Source organism: Vibrio sp. T9 (genome assembly GCF_003123985.1).
GTDB lineage: Bacteria > Pseudomonadota > Gammaproteobacteria > Enterobacterales > Vibrionaceae > Vibrio > Vibrio diabolicus.
The window spans coordinates 96,529-109,755 of record NZ_NIGY01000004.1 but is presented as its reverse complement, the minus strand read 5'-3'; the positions used below and the strand labels follow the sequence as shown (position 1 = coordinate 109,755).

Below are 13,227 nucleotides of genomic sequence, written 5' to 3'. Positions count from 1 at the left end.
TTATTATGTTTCCTCAATAGATGATTGATTTATTAAAGCTATATAATAAATTGATTTCATATTGTGGTGAAGAAAGGTGATTGCTTAAACCTCTCAGTGTTATTGATTGGCTTATCTTCTTCCCATTTAAAAGTATTGGTGGTTTTCATTTTGACTCTAATATATTACTACTAATAGAGAGCAAAGGCTCACTTTTAATTTTTACTATAATATTAGTGAGTTATGATTAATGTTAGTGTTTGTTTTATTAGTTGTGTCTAATTAGTTAGGCGTAATGACATGAAAATACCCCCACTCATCTATGTAAATAAGCAGGGGTATAAGTTTATTTTACTTCTGGGAAGGTAGTGAATATCGTCCACTCATCTTTAACCATCCCTTGCTGGCCGACAACAGTGGCAGTAACGCGGCGGTTTAATGCGTGGCTGACACGATCCATACCCGGCTCTGCTAGCTGTGTGTCGCCAAAAGCAATAATTGCGAGGCGGTCACCCGGGATTCCTTTTTCTATCAATAGATCGCGTACATTCTCTGCACGATGGCGAGATAGGTTTAAATTGTATTCTGCGCGTCCTACCTTACTTGCGTATCCTTGTATCTCTATAGAAGTGGTTGGATACTTTTTAAGAAATGCAGCCAACTCATCTATCTTGTTTTTAAAAATTTGGTTAATAAGAGCAGAGTCATTATCAAACAAAATCTTAAGTTGGTATTGCTCTTCTTTATGCAAATAGGTTTCACAACCATCATTGTCCACTTCTGCCCCTATTGGAGTGCCTGCGCAAAGATCACGAGCGTTTATCACACCATCTTTGTCCAAGTCGTTTAGGTCAGCAATCTGATTCGCCTTTGGTATAGGAATGTACGTCAGCTCATCTTGTGCGTATGCACTATGATGACTCATTATGATTAAAGCCAGAGTGATTAGAAGGTTCTTTTTCATTGTATTTAGTACTCCACCGATTGAGTCCACGCTTCCGGTATGTCGACGCGCAATGCGTCTAAAAGTTGCCCGGTTGAAGTCAGGGTCCGATATTGTGCGTATTGCTGTGCAAATTGTGTTTCTAAGTAGTTTTTGCGTGATTCAAACAACTCGTTTTCAGTGTTCAGCAGATCAAGTAGGGTGCGCTTTCCAATACGATATTGTTTTTGGTATGCAATAACGGTGTTTGACATGGAATCAACGTGTTGTATTAAAAAAGACTTTTGTTGTTTAGTCAGCTCAAGAGCGCTCCACGAAAGGCGGAGCTCTTGCTCCACACTTCGGTATGCTCGTTCTCTGAGGTCTTTCGCTTTATTGAGTTGGTAGGCCATACTGTCACTGTTTGCAGAGTCTCGGCCACCGTTGTAAAGGTTGTATCGGACACGGAGCATTGCTTGTGTTTCAGAGTTGAGACCATTTACTCCTCCTACATCATCGTTCCAGCTTTGTTTCGCTTCAAATGAGATGACAGGGAAATAGTTTGCATCTGCTTGTTTATATTGGAACCTGGCAGAATCGACATCTGCGAGTGCTATTTTTATGACAGGATGATTGTCAAAAGCCTGCGAGTGGGCCTCGTCTAGAGAATTGGGGATAAAGTTTTGGTCTGCGTGCGGAAAAATAAGGTTAGTTGGTGCTTCACCAACTAAGCGAAAGAATGCTGTTTGAGCGTCTTTATGGTTATTTTGTGCAGCTAAAACATTACTCTGAGCTTTTGCTAAACGAGCTTTAACCTGGTTAAGGTCGGCAACTGAGCCAATTCCTGACTCTGTACGCTTTTTAATATCAGTATAAATTCGCTTATGTGTGTTTAGGTTGCTAGTGGAAAGCGCAGTCAGCTTTTGTGTTTTTACTACATCCAAATAAGCTTTGATGACTTCTAACGCAACATTTTGGGCATCTGCAAGTAACTGATAACGCACAGACTCTGCATCTGCAGAGGTACGATCAATGTCATATAGGGTTTTTGAACCATCCCAGATCAACTGGGTAAGAGTAATTGCCATATCTTTGCGGGTCATCTCGGTATCACTCTTACCAGTAGAGTCGGAAGGGTGAATGCTCTCGTAACCGATACCCGCGTCAATATCGAGACTAGGTTTATATGCTCCACGTGATTTATCGATAATATAACGACTACTCATATACTCGTTAAACGCACTTTTGATATCAGGGTTCGTTGCAAATGTTGTCGCTATTGCTTGTTCTAAAGTTTGTGCGCTAGAAACCAGTGGTATTAGCAAACCAAAACACGCGATACTAATATTACTTAGCTTCACTAAAATCTCCCCAAATAATTTAACGCCAGTTATTTTTCAAAAATAAATATTAAAGATTACTAATATTACCCAAGGCAAACGTTTTCTTTTGCTTGCTTTTTTGGAATGTAAGCTGCTATTTCAATGAAAATTTAATGGCAAGTTTAAAGAATATTAAAAATAGGTCGCATAACATATGTTTTTACGGTTCAAAATAAAACAAATTTAAAACATGAAAATTATTGATAGGATAATTGCGTGTTTTAGATGGGTTAATTGATGCTAGCTTACGCCCAATTGTGTATATCGCTTCTTGAAAATAAGTCTTATTACTTTCTTAGTTTTATGGACTTTGAGATTTTTGTATTTACTAAATGAGGTATAAGCTCTTGGTTGGACCATCAAAATTAACCGCACAAACCTATGTTGTAATCGGCCTAGATGGTCAAATTAAAGCTTTTGCGTCTAAAGAAAACTTGTTACCGGGAGAAGTGGTCGTTGAATTAGTAGGGGGGAAGATCCAACCTCAGCATGTATATATTGCGGACACAGGAGGTGAAGCTCAAACTGATTCTACCGACAAGCTTGCGAAAATATTAGAGGCCATCGAAAAAGGACAAGACCCGAGCGAACTAGGTGATGAATATGCTACTGAAGCTGGTGAAGTTACGGGTTCAAGTTTGACGGCCTCTGGTACTGTTGAACGAACGGGGGCAGAAGTACTAGCAAGTACTTTTTTTGAAACCGCCGGCGTGACGACAGAGCAAAGTACAACGCTATTTAATATTTCTCGATTCACAACCTCAGAGCTTGGTGAAACTGAAGCGTTGATTGATGGTGAAGATAGAGGTGCCGTTCAAGAAGACGTGACGCTTGGAACTTCTGGCAACCTCAGTGTTACTGAGCCAAATACAGGTGAAGCGTTATTCCAATCACAGAGTGAGGTTCAAGATAGTTATTGGGGCGTCTTCTCAATTGATGCTTTCGGTAACTGGAATTATCAGCTGAATAATGAGCACGAAGAAGTGCAGGCTTTGGATCATGACAGTGACCCAGTCATCAGAAGTATTACCGTTTTATCTGTAGATGGCACTGAGCATGAAGTTGTGATCTCTATTACGGGCACTGAAGATGCGCCAGTCGTGACGGGCACGTTCACGGGCAAGGTGACTGAAGGCAATCTCGGTGATGTTGCGACCGCAACAGGCACCATTGCTATTACTGATGTCGATAATGGTGACGATCCGATTTTTGCAAACACCAACGTTACGGGCACCTACGGTGAGTTGGTATTGGTGGATGGTCAGTGGACGTATACGCTGGACCAAAGCCAGGTTCAACAGCTGGACGAGGGTGATCAGGTAAAAGACACCATCACCCTGACGGCAACCGATGGCACCCAACAAAACATCGTGATTGATATTACGGGCACCGAAGACGCGCCAGTCGTGACGGGCACATTCACGGGCAAGGTGACCGAAGGCAATCTCGGTGATGTTGTGACCGCAGCAGGTACCATTACTATCTCTGATGTTGATAACGGCGACGATCCGATTTTTGCAAACACCACCGTTAAGGGCACCTATGGTGAGCTAGCATTGGTGGACGGGAAGTGGACGTATACGCTGGACCAAAGCCAGGTTCAACAGCTGGACGAGGGTGAGCAGGTGCAAGACACCATCACTCTCACGGCGACCGATGGCACTCAACAAAACATCGTGATTGATATTACGGGCACCGAAGACGCGCCAGTCGTGACGGGCACGTTCACCGGTAAGGTGACTGAAGGCAATCTCGGTGATGTCGCGACCGCAACAGGTACCATTACTATTTCTGATGTTGATAATGGCGACGATCCGGTTTTTGCAAACACCACCGTTACGGGCACCTATGGTGAGTTGGTATTGGTGGATGGGAAGTGGACGTATACGCTGGACCAAAGCCAGGTTCAACAGCTGGACGAGGGTGATCAGGTGCAAGACATCATCACTCTCACTGCAACCGATGGTACCCAACAAAACATCGTGATTGATATTACGGGCACCGAAGACGCGCCTATTGTTGACGGTACGTTCACCGGCAAGGTGACTGAAGGTAATCTCGGTGATGTTGCGACCGCAACAGGCACCATTGCTATTACTGATGTCGATAATGGCGATGAGCCAGTGTTCAGCAACACTACCGTTACGGGCACCTATGGTGAGTTAGCATTGGTGGATGGGCAGTGGACGTATACGCTGGACCAAAGTCTGGTTCAAGAGTTAGATGAGGGTGAGCAGGTGCAAGACACCATCACTCTCACTGCAACCGATGGTACCCAACAAAACATCGTGATTGATATTACGGGCACCGAAGACGCGCCTATTGTTGACGGTACGTTCACCGGCAAGGTGACTGAAGGTAATCTCGGTGATGTTGCGACCGCAACCGGCACCATTACTATCTCTGATGTTGATAATGGCGACGATCCGATTTTTGCAAACACCACCGTTACGGGCACCTATGGTGAGCTGGTATTGGTGGATGGGAAGTGGACGTATACGCTGGACCAAAGCCAGGTTCAACAGCTGGACGAGGGTGAGCAGGTGCAAGACATCATCATTCTCACGGCGACCGATGGCACCCAACAAAACATTGTGATTGATATTACGGGCACCGAAGACACGCCTATTGTTGACGGTACGTTCACAGGCAAGGTGACCGAAGGCAATCTCGGGGATGTCGCGACCGCAACAGGCACCATCACCATCTCTGATGTTGATAACGGCGACGATCCGATTTTTGCAAACACCAATGTTACGGGCACCTACGGTGAGTTGGTATTGGTGGATGGGAAGTGGACGTATACGCTGGACCAAAGCCAGGTTCAACAGCTGGACGAGGGGGAGCAGGTGCAAGACACCATCACCCTGACGGCAACCGATGGCACCCAACAAAAGATCGTGATTGATATTACGGGCACCGAAGACACGCCTATTGTTGACGGTACGTTTACTGGCAAGGTGAGCGAAGGCAACCTCGGTGATGTCGCGACCGCAACAGGCACCATCACTATCTCTGATGTTGATAATGGCGATGAGCCAGTGTTCAGCAACACTACCGTTACGGGCACCTACGGTGAGCTAGTATTGGCGGATGGAAAGTGGACGTATACGCTGGATCAAAGCCAGGTTCAACAGTTGGACGAGGGTGACCAGGTGCAAGACATCATCACTCTCACGGCGACCGATGGCACCCAACAAAAGATCGTGATTGATATTACGGGCACTAATGATGCTCCTGAATTTGTTAGTGGGAGTAATGACAACTTTGGTCTGGATGCTCAAGGTAAAACCGACATCGATAGTTACCAGTTTAGCGTTGATGAAAACAGTCAATCGGGTGTAATTGGAAAAGTAAATGCATTCGATGTCGATCAGGACAGTCAGATAACGTATCACTTAAACGGTCATAGCGAACTGTTTGAAATCAACAGTCTTACTGGTGAGATCAGTGTCAAAAATGGTGCAAATCTGGACCATGAATCTATCGATAACTACCAGCTAGAAGTGGAAGCTCGTGACCAGTTTGGCGGTAAAGACACCGCTCAGGTCGAAGTGTTGGTTCGCGATATTAATGAAGCCCCTATTGCTGAAGATGATAAGGGCATTGAAAAAACAACCAAGACACTTGACCAGAGCAACTGGGATGATAGCACTGATATCACAGTTGATTATTATGTGATTGATACTCGATCTGGAAACAAGGTTTCGGATGCATCGAAAGCTGATTATGTTGGTGACGGCGACCACAAATATGGCGTTAGTTCTGCGCTAGACAGCGGCTCAGACCGGGTTCAAGATGGTCAGATTCGATATGATGATGCAACTGGACAAAGTGAAGCAATGCGCTTCTCCTTCGCTAATGGTCAGGTTGCCGATCATGCTGAAGTTGAAGTGAAAAACCTATGGACAGACACTTCGAACGGTAGCTGGGAGCCTGGTATTGAGCGCGGTGTTTGGAAGGCTTACTACAAAGGTGACTTGGTTGCGACAGGTGTGTTTGAAGGTACCCGTGGTGGTAATCAAGTAGTCAACATCAATGCAGATGGGCGTTTCTTCGATAGTATTGAAATGTCTACTACCAGCTATAAAGACGGTGTCATTGATCCTAAAGGCTCAGAGTACTTTATTACTCAGGTATCAGCGGACCTGACGACCTTTGATGAAGCTTACCAGACCAACGGCTCAGGCACTTTAGAGCTGGATGTTCTAGCGAATGACAGCGACCCGGATGGTGACGCTCTGACTATTATCGACTATCCATCAGAAAGCTTCCTTAGTCTGCAAGATGGTAAGTTGGTCTTTGATGCGGCCAAGTACCTAGAGTCACTGCCAGCTGATCAACAAACCCTGAAAACGGGTGAAGTGAAAGATTATACCTTCGAATACACCATCCGTGATGACGACGGTCTGACTGATAAAGCAGAAGTTACCGTTAGTGTGATGGGTGAGCCTATGTCGCTCAGTGATGCGCACGCAGCATTGGATGAATCTCAAGTTGGTACGGATACTGGCGTACATGCTGAAGGCAACTTTATCGCAAACCTCGGGTCTGCAACGGAGGCTGAATATCACTTCAATGCCGATCAAAACCTAGGTGGTTTCACCAGCGATGGTAAAGAGGTTGTGTTTGAAGTGAGTGCAGATCAGAGCACTCTAACTGGTTATACTGGAACAGGTGCCGACCGCATCAAAGTGGTTCAAGCCAACATAGATAGCAAAACGGGTCATTTCACAGTTGATCAACATATGCCTCTTGATCATGCGGATCAGGGGGCGGACATGCTGGATATCCGCGCTAGCGTCGAGGTGGATGCCGGAGGTCAGTCTGAGAGTGCCACCTTGCATCTGAATGTAACGGATTCATTACCGTCATCGTCTTCAGCTCACTACGAAATAAATGATGTTGATTCACAAAGTAATAGTGTTGTGATTGCACTTGATGCGTCAGAATCAATGCTCGACTGGGTAACAGATGCAGACGGACAATATGTTACTCGCTGGCAACTTGCTCAAGACTCTATTAAGTCAATGTTTGAGCAATACCAAAATTTGGGTCCAGTAAGTTTTAGAATTGCAACTTACAGCGGACAACCATCTGGCCAGATTTCTGAGTGGCTAGATTCTGCCGAGGCCATTGATGCCTTTATCTCTGGTATACATCCATATGCATCGACGCCATATAACCAGGCCGTTGACCAAATAAATGAAATACTTAGTGATCCAGAAGATGACGCATTGCTTAGTAATACCGATACCCAGCTTTACTTTATCTCAGATGGTCGACCTTCCGATTTTACCTATTGGACAAATCAAACGAACGTGGGAGAAATTCAAACCCGTGAAAACTTGATTAAGTGGTCAACATCAGATGATTTTGAAAGTGAACAGCGTTATCAGGACATAGTGAATGGTCGGGTTCAGCCTACTTCTGAAGAAGAGGGCATCATTCTGCAAAATGCGATGGAAAATGGCATCAGCAGTAGCGGTCAGGATGTTGAAAATATCTGGTCTGTCGGTATCGGTAATGGTGCGTCTCTGGAACATCTGGAGTCGATCGCGACAGATAAAGGTAGTGCTATTGTCGTTGTAGATGATTCTCAGATTGGGGATTTGCTTAGTAAAACGGTCTCAGGCCAGTTGCAAGGCAACCTTCTGGATGACAATGGCGGTGATGCTCAGTGGGTAGATCACATCACTATCGATGGCGAGATATATTACTACAACAAAGTAAACGGTGATGTCACTACCAGCGATGGCACGAAAATATCGGATCATTCTCTGGCGCAGATTGATACCAACCACGGCAAGCTGACCATTAACTTTGAAAATGGTCACTACGACTATCAAGCGAGTAATGTTGTAGGTCATCAACAAGAGAAGCTTGACGTTACGGTTATCGATGCTGATGGTGATACTACAAATAGCGAAGTTACCATTGATATCCGAGATCGCGCACCAGAATTCATCAGTGTCGGTGATACAGACCAAATCCATGGCACCGATGCCAACGGTATGCCAACAGAAGATACAGCAAGCTTTGACGTCGCTGAGCAAGAAGTTGGGGTATTAGTCGGCCAGGTGGAAGCGTTTGATCCGGATGGCAGTGACACCATAAAGTATGAATTGAGTGGTGGTGATGCTGATCTATTCCGTGTTGACTCTAATAGTGGTGAGATTTGGCTGAAAGATGGTGTAAAACTGGATCACTCGACTCAGCAAACGTATCAGTTGGAAGTGTCTGCAAGCGATGGTGTGGATACCGATACAACTCAGGTTATCCTGAATGTCACTGAGAACCATGCCCCAACCTCATCTCCAGTTCAGGGCTTTGCTCAGATGGAAGACTTACCGATCAATAAAGTGACGGTAGTGTTCGACCACTCGAACAGCATGACCCGTACCTTTGACGGTGAAAATACCGTGGGTCGTGATGCAACCGCACCGAAAACTGAATCGAGAGCTTACAAAGCAGCAGCAGCGTTACATTCCATGGTTGAAAACATGATTGCCGATGGAGGAGAATCAAATACCTATATCCGCCTGGTACGTTTCGACGGAGATACATCCACACATAGCTGGCTGACCTTGAGTGAAGTTGAGTTGATGACACGCCCACCAGAGATGAATGGCCGTGATCCAAACGATTTAAGTTTCCAAAATGAAGTTTCAGAATATGTGCGCAACTGGTGTGACGTAGAATACGGTACCAATACGGATTACGATAAAGCTTTAGAGGCTGTAATGGAGCCTGGTGAGGCAAGTAATGCCGTTTACCCTTGGCAGGATGGTTGGGATTATTTCGGTCCAGAAAAACCGTCTGAGAGTAAGGACACCATATTCTTTATCTCAGATGGCGAACCCAACCCTAGCGAGGGCGCTGTTACTTCTCCTGATCTAGCCGAGCGCTGGGAGGATTACAAACAGACTCATGACGCCAAAGTATATGGGATTGGTATTGCTCTCTCTGATAATGTCAAAGCAGCAGAGGCTCTAGATGAGCTTAGCGACAAAGTGGTGTTTATCGACTCAGGTGAAGACTTGGGGCAGTACCTAAACCAGTTCTCTCCCGATCCAATTGCCGGTGAGTTACTGGCGGGAAGCCAGGACGCTGATGGTGATAGCATGACCGTTTCTTTGGCAGAAGGCGATTTCACTCTGTTGGGCGCAGATCTGCACGGTGTAAGCGTAAATCAGCCGTTAGTTTCTTCATCCAGTGAAGTAGATGGTCAGCTTCATATCCAGACAGCGTTCGGCACCTTGGAAGTGTCATCCAATGGCAGTTATAGCTTTACTCAAAGCGATGAGCTTACTCTACAGGGAGACCAGCAGGCGGATATGCATTTCTTGTTTAAAGTGTCTGATGGTAAAGGTGGCATAAGTGAAAACGTCTTTACACTTACATTGAACGATTCTGGCACCGATATTGCCCAAACTGAGCGCCATGCGTCGGTAGGAGATGAGTTTGCGAATAGTATCACTGGTGGCGAAAGCATTGATATTTTGCTAGGACAAGCAGATGAAGATACGTTGAGTGGTGGCGCAGGCGATGACATTCTGGTTGGTGGGCTTGGAAACGATATCCTGACGGGAGGTCTAGGCAGTGACATCTTGACAGGTGGAGAGGGTATTGACACCTTCACCTTTACTCAAGAATCACTGGACATGACGTCATCAAGAGATGTGATTAAAGACTTTAGGCTGGATGAAGACAAGTTGGATTTGAGTGACATTCTTGAGTTTGTCGGTGACGACACAACGGATATGGATAACTTGTTGGAACACGTAAGCGCAGACTACGATAGTGCCCAAGATACTCTGAATTTGACGATTACTGGAGAAGGCAGCAACACAATGTCAGTGGCATTAGAGAACTTTGATTTATCAGGGTTGGAGCTAGGGTCGTCAGCGACATCTCATGAAATTGTTGATCAGCTGTTCCATCACCAAGTTTTTAACGTGGATTAGTATTACCTGAAGATAAAGTTATTTTAGTAAACAGCACCTGATTGAATCATCAGGTGCTGTTTTTCTTTTCTGCTGTTGTTAGTTACCGACTTTTTGCCTAACCACTTCAAAAATTGGCAGTAGTAAATGCACTGCTTCGCACTTTAAGTGGTTCTTTGGTTACATGTTTTGATAGCTTGGTCCGCCACCACCTTCTGGCGCTTTCCATGTGATGTTTTGTGAAGGATCTTTGATGTCACAGGTTTTGCAATGCACGCAGTTGGCGGCATTTATCTGAAACTTCAACTTACTCTCAACTTCCACCACTTCGTAAACCCCCGCAGGGCAATAGCGCTGGCTCGGCTCGTCATACATACCCAAATTCACATCAATTGGAATGTGAGGATAAGTCAGAACAAGGTGGCAAGGTTGGTTCTCTTCGTGCTGTGTTCCCGATAAAAATACCGACGAAGGCTTATCAAAACTGATTTCACCATCTGGTTTTGGGTATGTAATTGGTTGGCACTCTTGTTTAGGTTTTAACTGTTCGTGATCGTACGAATAGTCCTTGACAGTCCAAGGTAACGGATTCTTAACCAGTGGTTGCCATAGGTTATGCTCAAAGGTCGAAAGTGCACCGCCCAGTATGCTGCCAAACTTGTGGATGTTCGCACCAAAGTTACGTGTTTCGGCGAGCTCGTCATACAACCATGATGATTCAAACAATGACTGGTAGTCTGGCTCAGAAGCCCCAGTTTGTCGGGCCGTATGTACCGCTTCTGCTGCAATGATTCCGGACTTCATGGCGGTGTGGCTGCCTTTAATTTTAGCGACATTCAAAGTGCCTGCATCACAACCAATCAATAAACCGCCGGGGAATTGCTGTTTCGGTAGAGAAGAAAGTCCACCTTTTGCAATGGCTCTTGCACCATATGCGATACGTTGGGCACCTTTTAGGTGTTGCTCGATAGCTGGATGATGCTTAAAGCGTTGAAACTCGTCAAACGGGCTTAAGTAAGGGTTGCTGTAGTTTAAATCTACGATCAAACCGACCGCGATTTGGTTGTTCTCCATGTGATATAGAAAACCGCCGCCAGTGGTATTTGTCTCGCTCAAAGGCCAGCCAGCGGAGTGGATAACACTGCCGGATACATCCTTGCTGTCAGAGGGTAATTCCCATATCTCTTTTAAGCCAAGCGCGTAGTGCTGAGGTTGCTTGCCTGCGTCTAGGTCGAACCTTTGAATAAGTTCTTTACCCAGATGTCCGCGACAACCTTCAGCAAAAAGGGTGTATTTTGCCTTTAGCTCGATACCTGGCTCAAAGTTAGATTTGGCTTGGCCGTTCTTATCTAGTCCCATATCGCTCGTATTAATGCCTGTCACGGCGCCACTCTGATCATAATTGATGTTTGCAGCGGCAAAGCCAGGAAAAACTTCCACCCCAAGACTTTCTGCTTGGTTAGCGAGCCAACGGCAAAGGTTGGCAAGGCTAATTACATAATTATTTTCGCCATTTATCATTGGACGTGGCGTAAGGAAATGAGGGACGCGAATATGGTTTTGCTCAGTAGTAAGATAAAGGAAATGGTCTTGCTGAACTGAGGCTGATAGCGGGGCATCCATTTCTTTCCAATCGGGGAAAAGTTCATCCAAGGCACTAGTTTCAAAAACAGCGCCAGATAAAATATGTGCGCCCACTTCTGAGCCTTTTTCTACAACGCAAATTGAAAGTGCGTCACCTTCACTATCTTGGTTGAGTTGAGCTATGCGACAAGCGGCACTTAAGCCCGCAGGTCCGGCTCCCACGATCACGACATCAAACTCCATGCATTCTCGTTCCATCTATCTGCTTCCTTTCTATTATCGTCATCTGCGTGACAGGTTTTTGGTTTCTATACAGAAAACTATAGCTCAGTTGACGTTAACGTGAAGTGAACTAAGCTCAAGTAATGGATCTGACGTGTTATACGAGGCATGACCATGGACGACCGACCATTAGCAACACTTGTCATTGCGGAACATGACAACCAGTCGTTGGCTGTAGGGACGCTGTGTGCAATTAAAGCGGCATTTGATATCAAGGATGATGCTAAATCGCTTCCTATTTCTGTATTGCTTATTGGTTATCAGTGCCAATCGGTTTTGGATGAGTTGAAGTGCGTTAAGGGCGTTGCAGAAATTATCTGGGTTGACGCGAAGGAATACGAGCATGGGTTAGCGGAAAATATCGCCCCTTTGATCTCACAAGTAGCCAAAAATTACTCGCACATTCTTGCTCCTGCTAGTACGTTTGGTAAGAATGTAATGCCTCGCGTGGCGGCGTTGCTCGATGTAGGGCAACTCTCGGATGTGATGACAATCGAGTCTATCGATACGGTGAGTCGTCCAATTTATGCCGGGAATGCATTGGCGAGAGTCACGTCGAACGACCTCTATAAAGTGATGACCATACGAAGTACGGCTTTTGATGCCGTAGAGCTGTTAGACACGCCAGTTGTCCCTAAGGTTACTCAAGTCGATACGGTTATTATCAACAAACTTAGTGAGTTTATTTCGCAGCAAACGCCAGAAAGTGAGCGACCAGAATTGCCAGCGGCTAGAGTGGTGGTATCGGGTGGTCGTGCATTCGGGAGTAAAGAGAAGTTTGCTTTAGTCGAACAATTGGCTGACAAGCTAGGTGGAGCGGTAGGAGCGTCCCGAGCGGCGGTCGATGCGGGGTATGTGTCTAATGACCATCAAGTCGGGCAAACCGGTAAAATTGTTGCACCTGAATTATACATTGCCGTCGGAATTTCTGGTGCTATTCAACATTTAGCGGGAATGAAAGACTCAAAGGTGATTGTCGCAATTAACAGCGATCCCGATGCGCCTATTTTTGACATCGCTGACTATGGGTTGGTCGGCGATTTATTTGATGTGATGCCGGAGTTGCTAGAGAAGCTGTAGATATAATATGTTCTCTCAAACAAAAGGCTTCCGAACTGGAAGCCTTTATCAT

5 protein-coding genes are annotated in these 13,227 nt (G+C 45.5%); 2 read left to right on the top strand and 3 right to left on the bottom strand.

Annotated elements, in window-relative coordinates; genetic code table 11:
* Positions 1–325 precede the first annotated feature (325 nt).
* Together CBX98_RS09315 and CBX98_RS09310 are read right to left on the bottom strand one after the other, a co-directional pair.
* Positions 326–943, bottom strand: coding sequence for an OmpA family protein (locus CBX98_RS09315; RefSeq protein ID WP_164665704.1), 618 nt, complete (start codon positions 941–943; stop codon positions 326–328).
* Positions 944–948: 5 nt separating this feature from the next.
* On the bottom strand, positions 949–2,262 hold the full coding sequence (locus CBX98_RS09310) for a TolC family outer membrane protein (RefSeq protein WP_074190888.1): 1,314 nt from the start codon (positions 2,260–2,262) through the stop codon (positions 949–951).
* Between the two features lie 368 nt (positions 2,263–2,630).
* Between CBX98_RS09310 and CBX98_RS09305 the strand changes: the two genes are divergently transcribed.
* Positions 2,631–10,250 (top strand): VCBS domain-containing protein, encoded by a 7,620-nt coding sequence (locus CBX98_RS09305; RefSeq protein WP_109169051.1) that lies wholly within the window; start codon positions 2,631–2,633, stop codon positions 10,248–10,250.
* Positions 10,251–10,409: 159 nt separating this feature from the next.
* Here CBX98_RS09305 and CBX98_RS09300 read toward each other — a convergent pair whose 3' ends face one another.
* Positions 10,410–12,071 (bottom strand): electron transfer flavoprotein-ubiquinone oxidoreductase, encoded by a 1,662-nt coding sequence (locus CBX98_RS09300; protein ID WP_109169050.1) that lies wholly within the window; start codon positions 12,069–12,071, stop codon positions 10,410–10,412.
* A 138-nt stretch (positions 12,072–12,209) separates the two neighbouring features.
* On the opposite strand from CBX98_RS09300, the gene CBX98_RS09295 reads away from it, so the two are divergent.
* Positions 12,210–13,175 carry an FAD-binding protein gene (locus CBX98_RS09295; RefSeq protein ID WP_109169049.1) on the top strand — a complete coding sequence of 322 codons (966 nt, stop codon included), beginning with the start codon at positions 12,210–12,212 and terminating at the stop codon, positions 13,173–13,175.
* Positions 13,176–13,227 lie beyond the last annotated feature (52 nt).